Origin of the sequence: Microbacterium sp. Gd 4-13, assembly GCF_003095395.1 — a bacterium.
Classification (GTDB): Bacteria; Actinomycetota; Actinomycetes; order Actinomycetales; family Microbacteriaceae; genus Microbacterium.
The window spans coordinates 44,881-65,050 of the sequence record NZ_QEIJ01000010.1 but is presented as its reverse complement, the minus strand read 5'-3'; the positions used below and the strand labels follow the sequence as shown (position 1 = coordinate 65,050).

Below are 20,170 nucleotides of genomic sequence, written 5' to 3'. Positions count from 1 at the left end.
CCCCGTGATCCAGACCGTCGTCTACCTCGCTCCGATCGTCACGATGGACCCCGACCGGCTCCGCGCCGAGGCGTTCGCCGTGCAGGGGGAGCGGATCGTGGCCGTCGGGACGGTGGCGGAGGTGCGCGCCGCGGTGCCCGACGGCACCAGGGAGGAGCGCCTCGACGGCGTGGTGCTCCCGGGGCTCATCGACGCGCACCTGCATATGGAGCGCGCGGGGCTGAAGGCTCTCGACTACCTGTCCGAGACAGACGGCGTCGACCGCTACATCGAGGCGATGCACGACAGCTTCGACGACGACGGCCCCGTGGCCCCGCCGTTCGAGGATCGCGTGCGCGCCCTCGAGCGGGTCCAGCCCCTCTTCCACGCGCTGGGCGTCACCGGGATCGTGGATCCCGCCGTCACCATCGACGAGATGCGCGGATACCAGGAGGCGCATCGCCGTGGCACGCTGACGATGCGCACGGTCGCCATGCCGTACCTGGAGATCGGTTCCACGGCGATCCCCGACGTCGACGCCGCGATCGCACACCTCGACGGCACGGGTGTCTCGACCGGGTTCGGCGACGAGTGCCTGCGCATCGGGCCGATCAAGGTCTACCTCGACGGCGAGGCGTTGAAGGGTCAGGCGCTTCTCGAAGAGCCCTGGGATGCGGCGGGGTACCGCGGCGAGCAGCGCCTCTCGACCGCCGACTTCGGCCGGCTCGTCGGCTGGTGCGCGGAGCACGGTTGGGGGGTCGGGACCCATGCCGTCGGCTCGGCGGCTGTCGCGATCGTCGCCGCGGCGTACGCCGCGGCGGGGCCGGCCGTGCGGGAGCGGCGCTTCCAGTTCATCCACGCCTACCTCGAGCCGAGCGCCGAGAGCATCGCGTCGGGCGCCCGGTCGGGCACGATCGCCTCGCTCCAGCCGTCGATCATCTGGCACAACGGCGCCGGGCTGCGTCGTTCCCTGGGCGAGCGCGCCGAGCGCGCCAACCCGGTGCGCAGCTGGCTCGACGCCGGCGCGACCGTGGCCTTCGGCTCGGACGGTCCGTTCTTCGCCTTCGACCCCCGCTTCCTCATGTGGCAGGCCGTCACGCGACGCGTGGCCGGTGAGGACCAACCGCTCGCCGCAAGCGAGGCCATCACCGTCGCCGAGGCGCTCGCCGCCTACACGACCGGTGCGGCCGTCGCCGCCCTCGCCGACCACCACCGCGGCATGATCCGCCCGGGGTATCTCGCCGACTGGGCGCTGTGGGCCGAAGACCCGCTCGCCGTGCCTATCGACGACCTCCTCCGCATCCCCGTCCGCCGAACCGACGTCGGCGGACGCACCGTCTACGTCCAGGAGACCCGATGACCGATACCGCCCTGTACGCCTGGTCCGCCCGCGATCTCGCTGCCGCCGTCGCCGCGCGCGACGTCTCCGCCGTCGAGGTCATGCGCGCCCACCTCGCCCGGATCGAGGAGTTCGAGGGGAGGATCGCGGCGTTCGTGTCGCTCCTTCCCGAGTCGGAGTCGCTCGCGATGGCCGAGCAGGCCGACCGGGCGGTCGCGCGCGGCGACCGGCTCGGCGTGCTCCACGGACTCCCGACGGGCGTGAAAGACCTCATGGACGTCGCCGGCCTGCCGACCTCGCAGGGGTCCGCCGCCTACGCGTCCGAGCCACCGGCCACCCGCGACAGCGTGCTGGCCGAACATCTCCGCCGTGCCGGGGCGCTCATCATCGGCAAGACGAACACGCCCGAGATCGGGCTCGGAACCCTCACGTTCAACCCCGTCCGCGGTGTCTGCCGCAATCCGTGGGATCTCGACCGGCACGCGGGCGGATCGAGCGGGGGAGCCGCGGCGGCCGTGGCGGCCGGAATGCTGCCCATCGCCGACGGATCCGACAGCGGCGGCAGCATCCGTTACCCCTCGTCGTTCTGCAACACGGTGGGTCTGCGGCCCACTCCGGGAATGGTGCCGAGCGGGCGCACCGGCAACGGGTGGGATCCTCACGGGGTCGCGGGTCCGATGGCGCGCGACTCGCGCGACGCCGCGCTGATGCTCGCGGGTATCGCCGGGCACGATCGGCGCTGGCCCATCTCGTGGGTCGACGAGCCGCGCGCGCTCGCCGATCTGGACGAGATCGACCTCTCGGGGCTCCGGCTCGGCTGGAGCCCCGATGTCTGGGGACTGCCGATCGACCGCGAGGTGCGCCGCGTGCTCGCCGACGCGCGGCATCGGTTGGAGAGGGCGGGGGTCGTGGTCGTCGACGTGGAGCCCGACCTCGACGGGGCCGATGAGGCGTGGCAGGCGATCGAGATGTTCGGCTTCGCCGGCGATGCGCGGCCTCGCTTCGCCGAAGGGCGCACCGGTTTCCGAGACGACTACCTGCGCAACGTCCAGGAGGGATTCGACCTGTCGGCGGCGCAGCTGATGGATGCCCTCGCCCACCGCACCGAGCTGTTCCGCCGCACCGCGGCCGTGCTGCAGGAGGTCGATGCCATCGTCTATCCCGCGACCCCGGTGGCCGCCCCGCCCGCCGATGTCGAGTGGGTCGCGGAGGTGGACGGCGTCGCCTTCGACCGCTACTTCCTGTGGCAGCGCGCGGCCTGCCGCCTCACCGTGACCGGTCACCCCGTGCTCGCCACCCCGGCGGGTTTCACGGGGGCCGGTCTTCCGGTGGGCATGCAGCTCGTCGGGGCGTCGCGGCGCGACGCGCGGCTGCTCGCGATCGGCGCCGCCATCGAAGCCGCGCTCGGCCTCGTCGGGGCCGAGCCCACGGCGATCCGGGCCTGACCCGTGTCGAGCCGCGAGATCGTCGTCCCCTACGTCCGGGTCGATCGTCCTCCCGTGTTCGGCGAGGCGGGATTCAGCGTCACCGTCGGGATCCGCCCCGACCGCCCCGTCGGCCAGGGGCCGCAGGGTGCGCTCGCGCACGCGCTCGACGCGGCGGGGTGGTGGATCGGCGTCGGCGACGACGGCCGCGCGACGGTCGGGATGGGAACGACGGCGGGGCCGGTGAGCGTCTCCGCGGGCGACCCGCTCGCGGCGGGGGAGTGGGCGCAGATCGCGGTCCGCATCCCCGGGCGGGTCGGTGATCGGCTCGAGATCGCCGTCCGAGCATCTTCGGGCCCGGCCGCACCGGCACGCTCGGTCGTGGTCGGCGCGCGGCTCGTCGCGGCCCCGGGCCCGCTCGTGTGGGGGTGCCGGGCGCTGCGCGATCGCCGGGTGCCCCAGCATCCGTTCCTCGGCGCGATCGGACCGGTGCTCCTCGACGACGGCTCGTCCGCAGTGGCCTGGAGCGAGGTGTTCGGCATCGACCCCGGGCTGAGGGGAACGATTCCCGCCGCAGTTCTCTGACTCTGTTACACACACGAAACAGTCGAGACACACGGGAGGGATCCATGTGATGCACAATTGGATCCATTACCCCACCCCGGGCTCCCTACCCGACGGAGCCCGCCCCGCACCATCTCGCACTGCACGTCTTCGAGAGGAAACCCATCGCATGTCTTCCCTGAACCGATTCCGCCGGGGCGCGACCGTCGCCCTCGCCATCGGCGCGGTCGCCGCCGTCGCCACCGGCTGTGCCGGCACCGCCTCGGCCGGCGACGCAAGCTCCGGCTCCGATGAGGCCGCCATCAGCGGCCAGATCGTCTGGGCCGATTTCGGCGGCCCCACCAACGAGAGCCGCCAGGTCGCGTACTTCGACGGATTCGGCGACGACACCGGCGTGGACGTCGTCTCGTCGTCGATCGAAGACGCCATCTACTACCCGATGCTGGAGGGGGAGGGCGGCGACTACGACGTCTTCCAGGTCAGCACCGCCGACATCCTCGCCTACCCCGACCACATCCAGGAGATCCCCGAGGAGGCGCGCGGCGACCTGATCGACGACACGCTCTCGCCCTACGTGGTCGGCGGCTTCTACATCGGCATCGGTCAGGGCTGGCTCACCGACACCTTCGCCGACGGCGGCCCGCAGGACTGGGTCGACTTCTTCGACACCGAGAAGTACCCCGGCAAGCGCGCGTGGCCCGGCTCCCCGGGCTTCTTCGACGGCTCGTACGAGATCGCCCTCCTCGCCGACGGCGTCGCGCCGGAAGACCTGTACCCGCTCGACCTCGACCGAGCGACGGCGAAGCTGAACACCATCCGCGACGACCTGGTGTTCTACCAGTCCTACCCCGAGGTGCAGCAGCTGCTCTCCAGCGGCAGCGCATCGATCGCGGTCTCGGTCACCGGTCAGTTCAAGGCGCTGCAGAACTCGGGTCTGGACGTGACCGTGCAGTGGAACCAGGCCTTCCAGGCGCTCAACGGCTTCGTCATCCCCGAGAAGTCGAGCAACCCCGACGCGGTGAAGGCGCTCGCCGCCTGGATCAACGACCCGGAGAACCAGGCCGTCTTCACGGAGCGCACCGGCTACGGCCCCGTCAACTCGGCGGTCTTCGACGTCATCTCCGAGGAGGTCGCCGCCAACGTCGTCAACTCCCCGGAGCACGCCGACGGACTCCTGCAGTGGAACGAGCAGTGGCGGGCCGACAACAAGGATCTGCTCATCGACTCGTACACGGCGTGGCTCGCGGGCTGACCCCCCATCCCCGCGCGGGAAGGCCCCCGATCTTCGGATCGGGGGCCTTTCCCATGTTCCCGTAACGCGATGGAAACAGGGGAGCAATGCGTTCGGATCCACTAGGGGATAGATTGGATCCACGTCCGATACCAAGCCGTCCGAAACACCCGTGCAACCTCGATCCTGGAGCATGACGCAGTGAGCACTTCTTCCGCCGTCCTCGACGCCCGGCCGGCGCCGACGCCGAGGCGCACCGCGCTCGGCGTCTCGCGAGCCGAGTTCCGCTGGCTGATGTGGCCCCCGCTCATCTTCTTCGTCGTGGCGCTCGGTCTGCCGATGTTCACGCTGGTCACGCAGTCGCTCGAGGGTGGCGGCGGCGCCTATGAGGGCATGTTCGCGGTGCCCGCGTTCGTGGGTTCGCTCTGGCGCACGCTGCTGATGGCGGTCGTCACGATGATCCTGACGATGGTGCTCGGCGCCGCATACGGACTCGCCATCGCCGCCTCGCCGACCTGGCTGCGACTCGCGCTCCTCGCCGCGCTGATGCTGTCGCTGTGGACCTCGGTCATGGTCCGCTCGTTCGGATGGATGCTGTTGGAACTGCCCAAGGGCGGCATCTACTGGTTCCTCGGCCTGTTCGGCCTGGCCGACGAGCCGCTCGAGATCTACCAGACGGCCTTCGGCATGTATCCCGCGATGGTCGCGGTCATGCTGCCCTTCGCGGTGCTCCCGGTCATGAGCGCGCTGCAGTCGATCGACCGCGAACAGCTCAACGCCGCATCCGTCTTCGGCGCCGGTCCTCTGCTGACCTTCCGCATCGTCACGTGGCCGCAGATGCTCCCCTCGGTCATCAGCGGCGGCGTGCTCGTCTTCGTCATGTCGCTCGGGTTCTACGTCACGCCGCTGCTGCTGGGCGGGCCCTCGAACATGACCGTGTCGGGCGTCATCAACCAGCAGCTCAACACCGCCAACCGGCCCGACCTGGGGGCTGCGATGAGCATCCTCCTCGTCGGGGGAACCATGCTGATCTACCTCGTAGCCGACCGGCTGTTCAAGGTCAGCGAGAAGTGGGGCTGATCTCGTGAGCACAACCGTCGGACGCAGCCTCGGAGCCTACCGCCTCCCCATCATCGTCATCGCCCTGCTGGCGAGCCTGCTGTTGATCGTCCCCTTCCTGATCCTCGTCTCGACGTCGTGGACCGCGGGAAGCTTCATCCTCTTCCCGCCCGAGGGTTTCTCCCTGCAGTGGTACGCCGAGGTGCTCGGCGACCGTCGCTGGATGGGGTCGTTCTGGCTGTCGATCTGGGAGAGCCTCATCGCCACCGTGATCGCCACGGTGCTCGGCGTCGCCGGGGCGATCGGACTCACCCGCGTGCGCTCGCGCCAGGCGCAGCGGTGGGTGCGGACACTCTTCATCGTGCCGATCGCCCTGCCCCCCATCGCCTACGCGGTCGGGCTCTACGGCGTGAACATGGACTTCGGCTTCCTGCGCGGGACCCTCGTCACCCTCGTCGTCGGGCACGCACTCATCGCGATGCCGTACGTGTTCGTCATCGTGTCGGGCGGTATCGCCCGGATCGACCCCGCCCTGCGGCCGGCCGCCTGGACCCTCGGTGCCCGATGGCCGCTCATCCTGTGGAAGATCGAGCTGCCGGCCCTCCTGCCGTACGTGCTCTCGGGCGCGCTCTTCGCCTTCATCGTCGTGTTCGACGAGGTCGTGCTCGCCGTCTTCCTGCTGCCGCCCGGCGTCCAGACGCTCCCGCTGAAGATGCTGAGCGCTGCTTCGGAGGCGTTCTCGCCGGAGCTCACCGCAGCATCCACTCTCGTCTCGGTGCTCGCCATCATGCTTCTCGCGTTCGTCCCCCTCATCACGTCGCGTCTCTCGCGGCGCAACCGCCCCAGCCGGCGCCGGACCCCCGCGGTCCGCGCCGTCGCGGAAGGAGTCCCCGAATGACCGTCGCCCTCTCGATCTCCGACGTCCACGTCACCCTCGGTGCCAACCACGTGCTCAAGGGCGTCTCGCTCGACGTGGCCCCCGGCGAGTTCGTCACGCTCCTCGGCGCCAGCGGCAGCGGCAAATCGACGCTCTTGAACGTCATCGCCGGCCTGCAGTCGGTCGACAGCGGCCACGTCGCCTTCGACGGCACGAACGTCGAGAAGCGCTCGCCGCAGAAGCGCAACGTCGGCGTGGTGTTCCAGTCGTACGCCCTCTTCCCGCACCTCACGATCGGCGAGAACGTGGCGTTCCCCCTGCTGGCCGCGCGGCGCCCGGCGAAGGAGCGTCGCGCGGTCGCCGACGAGATGCTCGCCCTCGTGCAGCTGCCGGGCATGGCCGACCGCGAGCCGTCGTCGCTCTCGGGCGGTCAGCGGCAGCGCGTCGCGCTCGCCCGCGCCCTCGCGGCCAACCCGGGGATCCTGTTGCTCGACGAGCCCATGGCCGCCCTCGACAAGCAGCTGCGCGAGCACATGCAGGTCGAGATCACGCGCATCCAGCGGAAGGTGGGCATCACCACGGTCTCGGTCACGCACGACCAGACCGAGGCGCTCACGATGTCGGACCGCGTGGCGATCATGCACGAGGGGCAGCTCGTGCAGGTCTCGAGCCCCGAGGAGCTCTACCGCCGCCCGGTCAACGCCTACGTCGCCAGCTTCCTGGGCGAGGCGAACCTCCTGCCGACCGTCGACGACGCGCTCGTCGACGACGCCACGGGCCTCCTGGTCGACGGCACGGCGGTGCTGCGCCCGGAGGACATGAGCATCGTCGCCGCCCACGAGTCGACGCCGGCCTGGTCGATCGAGGGGGTCGTGCGACTGGTGAGCTTCCAGGGCTCGCGGTACCGCCTCGAGATCGCCACCGACTACGGCCGCAAGGTCGTCGCGTCGCTCTCGCCGTCGTCGGACGTCTCGGCGCTCGGGGTGGGGGAGCGCGTGCGCCTGGCGTGCCGCAACTCCGATCGCGTGCACGTGATCGAGGCGGTCGCCACGGCCGCCATCCCCGTCCCGGCCTGAGGCGCGGGCTCGCGGCCGTGCGGGGTGGCCGAGATGCGGGGGATCGGCCGGGGCGCGGGCTTCGGCGGCGTGGATGCCCGCGTGCGGGCCGGAAGCCCGCGTGCGGGGCGGGTGGGGGCGGCGCGGTCGAGCTAGGCGCGGTCGAGCAGTCGGGCCGGCGCGTGCACGAGCATGTCGTCGAGGCGCGCGTCCGAGACGCCCGCTCGACGTAGCGCCGGAACGATGCGACGCACGACGTGCGCGTAGCCCATCCCGCCGTGGCGTGAGAGCTGCCCCTTCGTCCACACCGAGCACGACAGGGTGACGGCCGCGTCGGGGTGCTCGTCGAGGAGCCGCGCCAGGAAGGCGAGCCGCTCGGTGTCGGTGGCGTCCCTCGCCCCGTCGGCGAAGTGGTGCTCGCTGCCGAAGGCGAACTCCACCACCGCTCCCGAATCGGCGACGTCGCCGACGTACGCCGCGTCGAGCACCTTGTCCATGTTGCAGAACAGGATGCGGCGGGCAGCGAGTCCCTGACCGGTGAGGATGTCGACGACCTCGGGCGCCCGCCGCGCGGCGCCGTCCAAGCGGATGCTGACCGCAGCATCCGCCGCCGCGGCCGCGCGCGCAGCGGCCCGGAGTCCGCGCCGCTCGGCCGTGGTGATCTCGGCGCTCGTTCCCAGGAGGCCCAGGAGCCCCGCGCGGAAGCCGGTTCCGGGGATCGCCTCGGTGAGGGCGGTCGCATACGCCGCCTCGACCTCGGCCTCGCCCAGGTCGCGCCACCACTCGGGGAGCGTCTTGTCGATGTATCCGCCGTAGGCCGCGACGATCCGGATGCCGCTGCGGCGTGCGATGCCGGGGAGCTCCGCGTGCCGCGGCCCCATGCCCCACGACGTCGCCTCCACGATCGTGTCGAGGCCGGCGTCTCTGGCCCACGTCAGCTCGTCGACCGCCGTGGTCGGGTCGTCGAGGGTGAGGTTGTCGGCGAGCGACATATAGCTCCAACGGAGATCGCCGAGGATCTCGGGTCGGATCGGTCCGTCGAGGGTCTCGCCCTCGCGGGTGGGGCGCAGGAGGTGGCGCGAATCGGTGAGGACGTGCTCGTTCGTCGAGACCCGCCCGAGCGACTCCGCGGGAACGCGCCCCAGGACGGTCTCGATCATGAGGCGACTCCCGATCCGTGAATGTATCCGATATGTCTTAGAATGGATCCTAACCGACGCATCTCGAAGGAGCCCCCGGATGATCATCGATGCCTACAACACGACGCAGGACGTGCGCGGTCGCTCCGACTACCTGACGGGGGCGAGGCCCGGAGAGGAGCCTCCGGCCTACACGCCGTTCGACCCGAACCGCATCCTCACCCGCATGGATGCCGCCGGGGTCGACATGGCGATGGTGTGCTCGCTCGCCCAGCGCATCGAGAACGACTTCATCATCGGGCTGCAAGACAGCCACCCCGACCGTCTCATCGGATTCGGGCAGGTGCGCCCGCAAGACGACGACGCGCTCGACGAGATCCGTCGGATGGCCGAAGCGGGCATCCGGGGTCTGAAGCTCCACCCGAGCATGCACGGCTACCACGTCGCCGATCACGGCCTGCTCGACCCGGTCTTCCGCGAGTGCGCGCGTCACGGCATGGCGGTGATCATCAACGCGCTCGACGACGCGTTCTGCGCTCCGTTCTCCATCGAGGAGATCGTGAAGGATCACCCCGACGTGCCGACGATCATCGCCCACATGGGTGCGGTCTGGAACGTACCCGAGGCGATCATCGTCGCCGAGCGGCGCGAGAACGTCTACCTCGAGACGTCCGCGACCCTCATGGCCGACGTCAAGCGCGCCTACGCCCGGGTCGGTGCCGAGAAGATCCTCATGGGCTCGGAATGGCCGGGGTCGGACTTCGACCTCGAGCGCATGAAGATCGCGAAGGCGATCCCGGATGCTGCCGACCGCGCGCTCGTCGAGGGTGGCAACTACGCGCGGCTGCTGCGCCTGGACGTCGAGTGAGCGACCGGCCTGTGCTCGCGCGTCCCGCGGGTATGGGCGACGGTGACGCCGAGCTGCTGGCGGCCGCCGCCCACCTCCTGCACGCGGTCTACCGGGAGGGGCGGCACGAGGTGGTGGCCGCGCTGCGGATGGATGACGGGTCTATCGTGACCGGCGTGCACGTCGACGGCTCGGCCCGCCGCAGCGCCGTCTGCGCCGAGGGGGTGGCGGCCGGGAACGCGATCGCCCACGGCTCGTCGGTCACGGCAGCCGTGAGCGTGCTGCGGCGCCCGGCGGGCACGGAGCACGTGATCGAGCCGTGCGGGGTGTGTGCCGAGATGCTCTCGGACTACTGGCCCGACGCGCGGGTCTGGGTCACCGATGGCGCCGAGATCGTGCCGACGACCTTCGCCGCGCTGCTGCCCGCCAAGCGCCGCCGCCTCTGGTAGGCCGGCGATCGCCCTCAGGCGCGGTCGTGGAGGGTGATGAGGTAGCCGTCGGGGTCGACGAAGGTGAAGGTCCAGCCGAACGGACCGTCGACGGGCTCGACGGCGATCGCCACGCCGTCGGCCACCAGGGCGTCGTGCACTGCTTTCGCCTCGGCGGCGTGCATCCACACGCCGACACCGCGTCCGAGCGGGCCGGCATCGAGGTCGACGCCGGGAAGCGGCGGGCGCACGGCGAACGCGGCCGGCGTCGTGTCGAACACGACCGCGGTCGGCGGGCCGGCCTGTCGGGCGAAGCCGAGGTAGCGCTCGTAGAACGCGGCCGAGCGGGGCACGTCGCGCACCTGCAGGGAGATGAAGCCGGGGCCGGAAACGGTCATGATCGGTGTCCTTTCGATGTCAGTTGTCTGACATTGCCCAGCGTATGTCAGAATACTGACATGGGTCAAGCGAAACCGACGATCGACCTCGCCACGTCGCCGGGGTATCTGCTGAAGGTGGCGGCGACCGCCCTCCGCTCGGCGATGGAAGACGTGCTGCGGCCGTTGGGCATGACGGTCACCCACTACTCCTGCCTCGAGGTGCTCGCTCAGCGGCCGGGGGCGTCGAACTCCGACCTCGCGCGGGCGACGTTCGTCACGCGGCAATCGATGAACGTGCTGCTCCAGACGCTCCAGCGCGACGGGCTCGTCACGCGCGCCGACCAGCCCGAGGCCGGCCGGGTGCTTCCCACGCGCCTGACCGATGCGGGGCGCGCCCAGCTCGCCCAGGCCAGCGCCGCGGTGAAGCAGGTCGAGGACCGGATGCTGGGAGGCCTTCCCGCCGCCGATGCCGCCGCCCTCACGCGCCTGCTGCAGCACTGCATCGCGTCGCTTCGCTGAGCCGGCACCGCGAGCGCACGGCATGCGCCCGAGCGCACGCCTTCGGGACGTGCTCGCGGCGTGCGCTCGGGCCGAAAGCGTGCGCTCGCGCTCCGGTTCGGGCGGCGGGGTCAGGCGGCGGGGTCGCGGGGCTCCGCCAGGCGGTCGGGCGACCGGGGCGACTCGTCGCGGGTGAACGCGGTGAGCACGGCGAGGGCGACGAACTGCAGGCCCGCGACGATGAGGAAGGCGAGCGTGGACGACGCGATCGAGATGACGAACCCGCCCAGCAGCGCACCGCCGCCGTAGCCGATGCTGGTGAAGCTGGAGAAGAGTCCGAGCCCGAGCGCGCGGTTGCGCGAGGTGAGCCCTCGCGTGGCGAGCATCGTGAGCGAGGGGTAGAGGGGCGCGAAGCCGATGCCGATGAACGCGGCGCCGAGGCTCGCCAGCCAGAAGTCCTGCGCGAACGCGATGACGGTCAAGCCGACGGCGAGGCTGGACAGGGCGATCGCGGTGGCACGCAGCGGCCCGATGCGGTCGGGGAGCGAGGCCAGGGCCAGCCGCGCACCGATGACGCTCACCGCGAAGACCGTGTAGACCGACGCGCCGCCCATGAAGCCGCCCGCGGGAACGCCCGCCCCCGCCAGGTGCACGATGAGGAACGCGATCATGATGCCCTCGCCGCACCACGCCGCGGCGGCGGCGACGCCGGGGGCCCACACCGCCCGGAAGGCGTGCCAGACCCCGGCGACCGCGCCGCGCGGCAGGGTGATGGGGCCGGTCGCGGTGCCGATGGCGGCGGCTCGGGGCCGGGGGAGGGCGATGACCGTGGCGACCGTGGCGAGCTCGAGCCCCGCGCAGACGAGGAAGACGACCGGTGCCCCGCCGATCTGCTCGACGGCGGTGCCGAGCTGCGGACCGAGGGCGACCCCTAACCAGACGCTGAGCCCGAAGTAGCTCAGCGCCCGGCCGCGCTGGTTGGCGGGGGTGAGGGCGATGAGCCACGCCATGATGACGGTCATCGCAGCGGCGTTGCCGAGTCCGAACAGCACGCGACTCACGCCGGCGCCCGCGAGCGACGGAAGGGCGGCGAGCAGCAGCATCCCGACCACCGCGATCCCGCCCCCGACCACCGTGATCAGGCGGTAGCCGCGCCGATCTGCGAGCGCACCCGCGATGGGCATCGCGATGACGGAGGCGAGCGCGGCGAGGGCGACGATCGCGCCGGCGAGCGAACTGTCGCCGCCGAGTGTGTCTTGCACGTAGACCGGGATGATCGGCGTGCTCGCCGAGTTGGTGATGCCGCCCAGGGTCGAGGCGACGAAGATCAGCCAGAACGGCAGGGTGCGGACCATGTCACGCGGTGCGGCTTCCGCCGCTTCGGTCACGGGGCGGGCTCCGGGTGGCACTCCAGGCTCAGCCACAGCTCGAAGCAGTTGTTGCGCGACAGCGTGGTGGCACCGATCGACGCGCGTCCGATGCTCCCGGCCTCCTCCCCGAAGACCTCGAGGAACAGGTCGGTCGCTCCGTTGGAGACCAGGTGGAGGTCTTCGAAGCCGGGAGGGCACACGACGAAGCAGAGTCCGCGCGAGAGGCTCTTGACGTTGTCGAGCGAGCCGAGCGCGTAGCGGATGATGCCGAGGGTGTGCACCGCGGTCAGGCGCGCGGCGGCGTAGCCCTCTTCGATCGTGACGTCGACGCCCACGACTCCGGGGTTGAGCCGGTCGCCGACGCGGTTCTCGGGTGTGAGTCCGCTCAGTTCGAGCAGGTCGCCGATGCGATGGAACGGCTTCATGCGGCCGTAGCGGCGTCCGTAGGGCGGATCGGCGTAATCGGGGATCTCGAGGCCCAGTTCCCGAACCCTCTGCTCTGGTGTCGTCATCCCGATCCTCTTCTTTCTGTATCCGAAACTGCTTAGAATGGATCCATTCTAGAGGCCGAAGGAGAAGCCATGGTGTGGAGCGCGGAACGGCGGGTCGAAGAGTTGGGGTTGGTCATCCCCGACTACGCCAACCCTCCCTACGGGGAGCGGTACGCCACGATGAAGGCGTTCCACCACCTCGGCCGGTGCCTGACGATCAGCGGCATCACGCCCGAGGATCGACAAGGCACCAAGGTGCATCCGGGGCGTGTCGGCGACAACGTCACGCTGGAGGAGGGCTACGCGGCAGCGCGATACGCCGCGATCAACGTGCTGGGCCTCATCCGTTTCGCCGTCGGCTCGCTCGACGAGGTGACGGGATTCATCCGCACCCTCACCTTCGTCGTCGTCACCCCCGAGTTCACCGACGTGAACCTCGTCACCAACGGCGCCGCCGACCTGTTCGTCGAGGTCTTCGGCGACCGGATCGGCCGATCCACGTCGGCCGGCATCGGCGTCTCGAGCCTCTCGGGCGGCAACGTCTTCGAGATGATCGCCGAGGTCGAGACCCGCACCCCCGCGAAGGAGATCGACGGATGAGGATCGACACCCACCTGCACATCTACGCCGACCCGGCGCGCGGGCTGTACGAGATCGAGAACTTCCCGATCGTCGAGTACGGCGAGAAGGCCGACATCCCGCTCGCGGGCGTCGGCGGATCGGTCGACGATGCCCTCGCCGCTCTCGACGCCGCGGGGTTCGACTACGCCACCGTTCTCGGCAGCTACGAGGTGCCGGGCTACCCCGATCTGCCCGACGGCCTCACGCACTGGCCTGCGCAGCCCCACTACGGTCAATATCGCGAAGACCTCGTCGCCTACAACCGGTGGGTGTGCGAGATGGCGGCCCCGCACGACAAGCTCATCCCGTTCGTCAGCGCGAACCCGGCCGTGATGACCTCCGACGAGTCGCGGGAGCACCTCGCCGAGGCCTTCGGCGACTGGGGCGCGCGGGGCCTCAAGCTCCACCCGATCGGCATCAGGGCCTACCCCGATGATCCGGGCTTCGACGGCGTCTACGACGCCTGCATCGGCGCCGGCGTGCCGATCGTGTTCCACAGCGGACCCGACACGCGCGGCCGCGGATTCTCGGAGCCGCGCGTCTTCGCCGCGCTCGCCGCATCCCGCCCCGAACTGAAGCTCGTGCTCGCGCATCTCGGCGGCGGCTCGTGGCGCGACACGGTGGCGGTCGCGGAGGCTCACCCGCAGGTGATGTTCGACCTGTCGGAGATCGTCATCTGGATCGGTGCGACCGCGGGACCGTCTGCCGACGACGTCGCCGGGCTCGTCCGTTCGATCGGGGTCGACCGCGTCGTGATGGGTTCGGACTTCCCCTGGTACACCCCGGGCGTCACCGCCGAGATCGTCGAGAGCCTGCCGGGCTTCTCACGCGCCGAGTGCGACGCGATCCTCGGCGAGAACGCCGCCCGTCTCCTCGCGCTCGGCTGACCCGGCCGACGCAGACCGCGAGACTTCATCCCCGACGCGAGACTGCAGCTGCAGACCGCAGTCTCGTCGCCCGGATGAAGTCTCGCGGTCATTGGGTGCGGCCAGGGCCCGGGACGAGGCCGCGGTCAGGGCGCGGTGCGCAGGCCGCGGGAGTGGAGGAGGGGCAGGATGCTGTCCGCGAAGCGCGCCATGCCGTCCTCCCACAGCGGCCAGCCGAGCAGGCAGCCGTCGATGCCGACGTCCGAGAGCCACTCGAGTCCGTCGGCGACCTGCGAGGCGGTGCCGACGAGCGGCACGCCGCCGTCGCCGGCGACCCAGCTGAAGCGGCGCGCGGCCGTGGAGTTGTCGCCCGCCACCTCGGCCTCGACGCCCATGATCGTGAGGGCGTTGATCGCGGCGTCGTGCATGCCGTTCTCCTGCGCGTAGTAGTGCAGGAAGTCGCGGGCGGCCTGTTCCGTCTCGCCGTCGACCACATAGCCGAAGGTCCACACCTCGATGTCGCGCCCGTACTTCTCCCGGGCCTGGCGCTTGACGTCGGCCACGTGCGCGGTCGCCTTCTCGCGATCGTCGCTGAGCTTCACGAAGAGCTTGTCGGCGTGCTGCAGGGCGAACTCCAGCCCGCGGCCCGACATCGCGGCGTTCATGATCTGCGGACGCGCGCCGAGGGGCTTGGGTGCCGAGTACGCGCCCGAGAGGTGGAAGAACTCGCCGTCGTGGTCGAACTCTCCGGTCTCGCTCCAGAGGCGCTCGACGATACCGATCCACTCGTCGGCGAGGTCGTAGCGGCGGTCGTGCGCCAGGAGGTCGGCGCCGAACATCTCCATCTCGGGCCGGTACCACCCCGCGAGCACGTTGATGCCGGCCCGACCGCCGGTCACGTGGTCGATCGTGGCCATCTGCTTGGCCGCCATCACCGGGTGCACGACGGGCATCGACACGGTGGCGAAGATGCGCGCGCTCTCGGTGACCGCGCCGACGGCCGCCGCCCAGGTGAGGGTGTCGTAGGCGTCGGAGTGGGGGTTGTGCTCGCCGCCGTACCCCTTCCATCGCGAGATGGGCACGATGGCCTCGAAATCCATCGCCTCGGCGCGGCGGGCGAGATCCTTCACCCGCGACCAGTCGGTGGTGAGGGCGCCGGGGATCGTGGTGAACGTGATGCCGGGGGCGAGGTTCGTGCCGAACGTGCCCAGTTTCAGACGGTTCATCGCGGGCTACTTGTAGACCACGTAGAACTTGCGGACGGGCTCGACGACCGACCACTCGCCGGTCCACCCGATCGGGAAGAACGCCGCGCTCCCGGCGGTCAGCTCGACGGGTTCTCCGCCGTCCTCGTGCACGATCATGCGGCCGCTGAGGATGTGGACGATCTCGCCGCGGGTGAGGAACTCCCACCGCGACCGCCCGGGGTCGCTCTCCCAGATCCCCGACACGACGGTGCGGTCGTCGGTGACGAACTCGACCTTGCCGCGGACGGTGATCTCGCCCGAGAGCGGCTGGGCGCTGGGCGGTGCGAGGGGCTTCGCCTCGAGGGCTTCGGCATCGACCTCGGCGGGTCGAATCACGTGAGTCATAATTGGATCCTAAGTAAGACTGAATGGATCCGCAATCGGAGGGACCCCATGATCGAGACGGTGACGGGCGGTCTGGATGCTGCGCTCCTCGGCGCGACCTGCATGCACGACCACGTGCTCAGCGACGCGTCGCGACTGCGCCGGGACGGAGCCGCGCCCGCACCGGTGGGGGAGGCCGTATCGATCGACACCCTCGGCTACCTCCGCTGGAATACGCTCGCCCTCGCCGACAACCTCGTCCTCGACGATCCCGCGCTCGCCGCCCGCGAGCTGGGTCGGGCGGTCGGCGCCGGTCAGCGCGCGGTCGTCGAGTGCTCGTCGTGGGGGCTCGGTCCTCGCCACGCGGGCCTTCCGGCCGTCTCGGTCGCCTCGGGGATGACGATCGTCAGTTCGTACGGGGCGTACGTGCCGCGCATCGTGCCGGGGTGGATCGCGCAGATGTCGGAGATCGAGCTCGAACAGCACTTCGTCGAGGCCCTCACCGTCGGCATCCCCGGGGCGGGGTTCCGCGCGGGGATGCTCGGGATCATGGGCACCACGGGTGAGCTCGAGCGTCGCGAGCGCGAGCAGCTCCGCGCCGCGGCGCGCGCGGCGGTGCGAACCGGGGCGAGCGTGTCGGTGCGGCTGGATCCGGACGCGTTCCGGGGCCCGGAGGTGCTGCGCCTGATGGGCGCGGAAGGCCTCGCCGCCGACCGGGTCGTCTTCGCCAACGTCGACGAATACCTGGATGCGGCGTACTGGGCCGCGTTGTCCGATGCCGGCGCCGTGCTGGAGATGTGCTTCGGCACCGAGGCCGTGCACGTCGGCCGGGTCGACAACCCCTCGGACCGCGAGCGCCTGGCGTTCTTCCCCGAGTTCGTCGCCGCGCACCCCGAGGCGCGCGTCGTACTCGGCGAGTCGGTCTGGACGAAGGCGCAGCTGCGGGCCTACGGCGGATTCGGATACGCCTACCTCGCGGAGCGCATCGTGCCCGACCTGCGCCGGCGGGGCATCCCCGACGGCCGACTGCACGCGATGCTGGTCACCGAGCCGCGGCGTCTGCTCGACCTCTCGGAGGACGCGCGAGGGCGGTCGTGATCGCGTGCGAGGCGCAGCATCCGGTCGATTCTCGATCGCACGATGATGCGCCCCGCACGAACCTGTCACGCGACGGCCGGCACCGCCGCCTCCGACGACTCGCGCTCCGCGTCGAGATCGGCACGGATGCGCGCCTCGGCCGCCACCTCGGACTCGCGTCGCCCCGCGACGGCCGCGACCAGCGCGAACGTTCCGAACCCGACCGCGGCGGCCACCAGCGTCGCCCAGCCGTCGAACTCCGGCCCGACGAGGGTGTTCGGCACGTAGAAGATGTCGTTCGGCACCCCGTAGAGGGTGGGCGTGAGCGCGAGGAACGCGATGCGCACCACGAATCCGACGGCCATCGCGGTGAGCGCTGCGGCCGACCCCGGTCGCTTCCAGAAGACGCCGAACAGGAACGGTGCGGCGAGGCACGCGAGCATGAGGTCGAACGCGAGGGTCAGGAGGATCCCGGTCTGGCTCACCTGGATGGCGAGGAACGCACCGCCGATCACGAAGGGGACCATGGCCACGCGAGTCCAGCGCAGGAGCGGGTCGGGGCCGGTGCCGGTGTGACGGCGGACGGTGAAGATGTTGCGAACGGCGATCGCGGAGGTCGCGAGCATCGCACCCGACGCGGTCGAGAACGACGCGGCCACGATTCCGGAGAGCACCAGGATCGCCACGAGCGGCGGGGCGAAGTCGCCCAGGAGCGTGAAGAGCACGGGGCCGTCCTCGACCGAGATGCCGAGCGTCGCCGACACGCTGAGCGCGACGATCGCGAAGACGGTGCCGATCGCGGCGGTGAGGCCGGCCGCGATGAAGCACGACCGCTGCGCGACGGAGGGACTCTTGGCGCCGAAGATCCGCTGCATGAAGTCGATCGCGACGATGTCGCCGATGGCCAACGAGACCAGGGTCGCCCAGTTGATCGGGGCGCCGGCCGCGGGGTCGCTCAGCTGTTCCAGGTCGAACGGGCCCATTCCCTCGGGGATCACGATGCCGTACGACATCGCCACCCAGGCGAGCAGCACGATGGCCGCGACGACCGTGATCGCGGTCTGGATCGCGGCGGTGTACGCATCGGAGAACAGACCCCCCGCGATCGTGTAGGCGAGCACCAGCACCACGGCCAGGATGACGCCCCACGCGTAGGGGATGTTCGCGAAGTGCTCGAGGAGGAACCCGCAGGCCACGAGGTTGCCCGCGAGCAGGATCGTGAACGACACGACCATCAGTGCCGATGCCGCCAATTCGGTGGGGCGGTTGTAGCGCAGCCGGAAGAAGTCGCCGAGGGTGAACAGCTTCATCGCGTTCATCCGCTTCGCGAGGAACAGGCCGGTCAGCAGCAGGCACAGGGCGAGTCCGATCGCAAGCGACGCCCCCGACCAGAATCCGAACTGCGAGGTCAGGTCGGTGTTGCCGACGGTCGCGTTGGCATCGACGGCGGCGGCGGTGAGCGAGACGGCGACGAGCGGCACGCCGAGCCGTCGTCCGGCGACGAGGTAGTTGGCGCTGTCGCCGTCGACCTTGCGGGCGACGACGATGCCGACGACGAGGATGACGACGACGCTGAGCGCGACTCCGAAGATGATCATGGGCACTCCCGGGCGGGGAAAGACGGTCGGATGGGCTTTCTGTTGCTTGACAGAAAGAATCTCCATCCGCAGCACCGTCAGCGATGTCGGCCGTGTAACAGTCCTGTGAAATCCGCCCGGGCAGGGGTGGGGCGACGACGCGGTCGCTCGTCGGCCGACGAACGGCGGTCAGGCGATCCGGTCGAGAACGCCCTTGCCGAGGTCGACGGCGCGGGAGATCACCGCAGCATCCAGGTCGAGCACCCGCAGGGCCGCGGACGCGATCGCCTCCGCCGTGCGGTCGGTGATCACGACGCCGCGCTTGCGCTGCAGGATCACGCTCTCGACCAGGCCGAGCACGAGGCTCGTGGTGACGTCCACGCGGTCGGCGGGAAGGCCGCTGGCGGAGACCAACGTCTTGTAGGTCGTCTCGAGCTCGCTGCGCCGTTCACGGAAAGGGCGGAAGGCGTCTTCCGACACCTCGGGCAGCAGGTAGAGCGCGCCGACGTTGTGGGGTCCGGCCGAGAGCAGGCGCACGTCGGCGACGCACAGCGCCCACAGGCGTGCCGCGGGGTCGTCGCCCTCGGCGAGGAGTCGCGCGGCGACCTCGAGCGACGGCTGCACGGTGTCGAGCAGGAGGGCGAGGAGGATGTCGTGCTTGCGCTCGAAGTGGTGGTACATCGAGGCCTGGCGGATGCCGGCGGCCTCCGCGATCGCGTGCGTGCTCGACGAGGTGTACCCGCGGGTGCAGAACAGGGCCGCCGCCGCGGTGAGGACATCGGCCCGGGTGCCCTGCCCGGTGGGGGACGGGCCCGCCGCGCGGGGTCGTCCGGTTCGTGCCGGCGCCATGCTCCCACCGTAACGGTGCTGTCGTAACACGGGCGAAACGCCGACGTGGTGTCATAACTGTCAACCGATAGAAAGGATCCGGGAATGGACGGTCGAAAGCTCGCCCTCGGCGATGTCGGACGTGCTCGCGAGGACGCCCGTGCCCGCGCCGCCTCGTCGGAGTGGATGCCCTACCTCCCGCCCGCCTCCGCTCCCTTCGCCCCGGCCGACGTCGCACCGGCAGCGCTGCGGTGGGCGGAGACCGTGGCCCCGGGCGGGTACACGCATCTGCGGGTCGCGCGGGGTACCCGCATCCGCCTCGACGACCCCACGGGCAACGCGTGCGCGAGCGTCGTGGTGCTCAACGCCGTCGAACCCGGGGAGCGCCTCAACGTCGCCGACACGCAGAAGATCCCGTGGCAGGCGTATCTCGGTGACGGGCACCCGCTGCTCTCCGGCGACGGGCGCGTGCTGGCGACGATCGTCGCCGACACGTCCGGTCGGCACGACGCGTTCTGCGGCACGACCAGCGACGCCTGGAACGAGCAGAAGTACGGCGACGCCCTCCCCGAGGGGCCCTCTCCCTCCGGCCACGGGCTGCTCCGGCTCGCGGCCGCCAAGCACGGTCTCACCTCGCGCGACCTGCCCCCGGCGATCTCGTTCTTCCAGGGGGTGCGCGCCGAGGCCGACGGCTCGCTCGCCTGGCAGGGTTCTGCCGGTCCGGGTGCGCACGTGGATCTGCGCGCGGAGCTGCCGCTGATCGTGCTCATCGCGAACGTGCCCCACGCTCTGGATCCGCGCGACGACTACGTCGTCGGGCCGCTGCGGGTGGTCGCCTGGGCGGAGCGGCCGACGGGCGAGGACGACGACGTCTTCCACGCCAGCCCGGAACGCGAACGCGCCTACCGCAACACCGTCGTCTACGCCGAGCTCGCCGGTCTCTGAGAGG

At 70.8% G+C, this 20,170-nt stretch carries 22 protein-coding genes; 14 read left to right on the top strand and 8 right to left on the bottom strand.

Annotated elements, in window-relative coordinates; all coding sequences use genetic code 11:
• Window positions 1-4: 4 nt before the first annotated feature.
• From DEA06_RS15125 to DEA06_RS15095, 7 genes are all read left to right on the top strand, one after another.
• A complete protein-coding gene (locus tag DEA06_RS15125; protein ID WP_116648840.1) occupies window positions 5-1,339 on the top strand; it encodes an amidohydrolase family protein in 1,335 nt (444 codons plus the stop codon).
• The gene (locus DEA06_RS15120) at window positions 1,336-2,763 is read left to right on the top strand and encodes an amidase family protein (protein WP_116648839.1); all 1,428 of its coding nucleotides are present in this window, start codon (window positions 1,336-1,338) and stop codon (window positions 2,761-2,763) included. The genes DEA06_RS15125 and DEA06_RS15120 overlap by 4 nt, the downstream gene beginning before the upstream one ends.
• Before the next feature lie 3 nt (window positions 2,764-2,766).
• Window positions 2,767-3,327 carry a hypothetical protein gene (locus DEA06_RS15115; RefSeq protein ID WP_116648838.1) on the top strand — a complete coding sequence of 187 codons (561 nt, stop codon included), beginning with the start codon at window positions 2,767-2,769 and terminating at the stop codon, window positions 3,325-3,327.
• Between the two features lie 148 nt (window positions 3,328-3,475).
• Window positions 3,476-4,558 (top strand): extracellular solute-binding protein, encoded by a 1,083-nt coding sequence (locus DEA06_RS15110; protein WP_116648837.1) that lies wholly within the window; start codon window positions 3,476-3,478, stop codon window positions 4,556-4,558.
• 180 nt (window positions 4,559-4,738) lie between these two features.
• Complete coding sequence (locus tag DEA06_RS15105; protein ID WP_116648836.1) at window positions 4,739-5,617, top strand: ABC transporter permease; 879 nt, start codon at window positions 4,739-4,741, stop codon at window positions 5,615-5,617.
• A gap of 4 nt (window positions 5,618-5,621) precedes the next feature.
• On the top strand, window positions 5,622-6,494 hold the full coding sequence (locus DEA06_RS15100) for an ABC transporter permease (RefSeq protein ID WP_116648835.1): 873 nt from the start codon (window positions 5,622-5,624) through the stop codon (window positions 6,492-6,494).
• A complete protein-coding gene (locus DEA06_RS15095; protein ID WP_116648834.1) occupies window positions 6,491-7,549 on the top strand; it encodes an ABC transporter ATP-binding protein in 1,059 nt (352 codons plus the stop codon). Before DEA06_RS15100 ends, DEA06_RS15095 begins: the two co-directional genes overlap by 4 nt.
• A gap of 131 nt (window positions 7,550-7,680) precedes the next feature.
• On the opposite strand, the gene DEA06_RS15090 is transcribed toward DEA06_RS15095, so the two are convergent.
• On the bottom strand, window positions 7,681-8,688 hold the full coding sequence (locus DEA06_RS15090; protein WP_165818039.1) for a phosphotriesterase: 1,008 nt from the start codon (window positions 8,686-8,688) through the stop codon (window positions 7,681-7,683).
• Window positions 8,689-8,767: 79 nt separating this feature from the next.
• Between DEA06_RS15090 and DEA06_RS15085 the strand changes: the two genes are divergently transcribed.
• Window positions 8,768-9,535, top strand: a complete 768-nt coding sequence (locus tag DEA06_RS15085; RefSeq protein ID WP_116648833.1) for an amidohydrolase family protein — start codon at window positions 8,768-8,770, stop codon at window positions 9,533-9,535.
• Window positions 9,532-9,963: a hypothetical protein gene (locus tag DEA06_RS15080; protein ID WP_205781303.1), complete on the top strand. Its 432-nt coding sequence runs from the start codon at window positions 9,532-9,534 to the stop codon at window positions 9,961-9,963. Before DEA06_RS15085 ends, DEA06_RS15080 begins: the two co-directional genes overlap by 4 nt.
• Window positions 9,964-9,977: 14 nt before the next feature.
• On the opposite strand, the gene DEA06_RS15075 is transcribed toward DEA06_RS15080, so the two are convergent.
• Complete coding sequence (locus DEA06_RS15075; protein ID WP_116648832.1) at window positions 9,978-10,340, bottom strand: VOC family protein; 363 nt, start codon at window positions 10,338-10,340, stop codon at window positions 9,978-9,980.
• Window positions 10,341-10,400: 60 nt separating this feature from the next.
• Between DEA06_RS15075 and DEA06_RS15070 the strand changes: the two genes are divergently transcribed.
• The gene (locus DEA06_RS15070; RefSeq protein ID WP_116648831.1) at window positions 10,401-10,841 is read left to right on the top strand and encodes a MarR family transcriptional regulator; all 441 of its coding nucleotides are present in this window, start codon (window positions 10,401-10,403) and stop codon (window positions 10,839-10,841) included.
• Window positions 10,842-10,951: 110 nt separating this feature from the next.
• Here the strand turns inward: DEA06_RS15070 and DEA06_RS15065 are convergent, their stop codons facing one another.
• Together DEA06_RS15065 and DEA06_RS15060 are read right to left on the bottom strand one after the other, a co-directional pair.
• On the bottom strand, window positions 10,952-12,208 hold the full coding sequence (locus tag DEA06_RS15065; RefSeq protein WP_116648830.1) for an MFS transporter: 1,257 nt from the start codon (window positions 12,206-12,208) through the stop codon (window positions 10,952-10,954).
• The gene (locus tag DEA06_RS15060; protein ID WP_116648829.1) at window positions 12,205-12,702 is read right to left on the bottom strand and encodes a RidA family protein; all 498 of its coding nucleotides are present in this window, start codon (window positions 12,700-12,702) and stop codon (window positions 12,205-12,207) included. The genes DEA06_RS15065 and DEA06_RS15060 overlap by 4 nt, the downstream gene beginning before the upstream one ends.
• Before the next feature lie 69 nt (window positions 12,703-12,771).
• Here DEA06_RS15060 and DEA06_RS15055 point away from each other — a divergent pair, with 69 nt between their 5' ends.
• Together DEA06_RS15055 and DEA06_RS15050 are read left to right on the top strand one after the other, a co-directional pair.
• Window positions 12,772-13,281: a RidA family protein gene (locus DEA06_RS15055; RefSeq protein WP_116648828.1), complete on the top strand. Its 510-nt coding sequence runs from the start codon at window positions 12,772-12,774 to the stop codon at window positions 13,279-13,281.
• On the top strand, window positions 13,278-14,189 hold the full coding sequence (locus DEA06_RS15050) for an amidohydrolase family protein (protein ID WP_116648827.1): 912 nt from the start codon (window positions 13,278-13,280) through the stop codon (window positions 14,187-14,189). The genes DEA06_RS15055 and DEA06_RS15050 overlap by 4 nt, the downstream gene beginning before the upstream one ends.
• Window positions 14,190-14,314: 125 nt before the next feature.
• Here the strand turns inward: DEA06_RS15050 and DEA06_RS15045 are convergent, their stop codons facing one another.
• Together DEA06_RS15045 and DEA06_RS15040 are read right to left on the bottom strand one after the other, a co-directional pair.
• A complete protein-coding gene (locus DEA06_RS15045) occupies window positions 14,315-15,394 on the bottom strand; it encodes an LLM class flavin-dependent oxidoreductase (RefSeq protein WP_116648826.1) in 1,080 nt (359 codons plus the stop codon).
• A gap of 6 nt (window positions 15,395-15,400) precedes the next feature.
• Window positions 15,401-15,760: a cupin domain-containing protein gene (locus DEA06_RS15040; RefSeq protein WP_116648825.1), complete on the bottom strand. Its 360-nt coding sequence runs from the start codon at window positions 15,758-15,760 to the stop codon at window positions 15,401-15,403.
• Between the two features lie 48 nt (window positions 15,761-15,808).
• Here DEA06_RS15040 and DEA06_RS15035 point away from each other — a divergent pair, with 48 nt between their 5' ends.
• Window positions 15,809-16,837 (top strand): phosphotriesterase, encoded by a 1,029-nt coding sequence (locus tag DEA06_RS15035; RefSeq protein WP_116648824.1) that lies wholly within the window; start codon window positions 15,809-15,811, stop codon window positions 16,835-16,837.
• Between the two features lie 65 nt (window positions 16,838-16,902).
• Here the strand turns inward: DEA06_RS15035 and DEA06_RS15030 are convergent, their stop codons facing one another.
• Both DEA06_RS15030 and DEA06_RS15025 read right to left on the bottom strand, forming a co-directional pair.
• Window positions 16,903-18,414, bottom strand: a complete 1,512-nt coding sequence (locus DEA06_RS15030; protein WP_165818038.1) for a sodium:solute symporter — start codon at window positions 18,412-18,414, stop codon at window positions 16,903-16,905.
• Between the two features lie 168 nt (window positions 18,415-18,582).
• A complete protein-coding gene (locus tag DEA06_RS15025) occupies window positions 18,583-19,242 on the bottom strand; it encodes a TetR/AcrR family transcriptional regulator (RefSeq protein ID WP_116648822.1) in 660 nt (219 codons plus the stop codon).
• Between the two features lie 84 nt (window positions 19,243-19,326).
• Here DEA06_RS15025 and DEA06_RS15020 point away from each other — a divergent pair, with 84 nt between their 5' ends.
• Complete coding sequence (locus tag DEA06_RS15020) at window positions 19,327-20,166, top strand: urea amidolyase associated protein UAAP1 (RefSeq protein ID WP_116648821.1); 840 nt, start codon at window positions 19,327-19,329, stop codon at window positions 20,164-20,166.
• Window positions 20,167-20,170 lie beyond the last annotated feature (4 nt).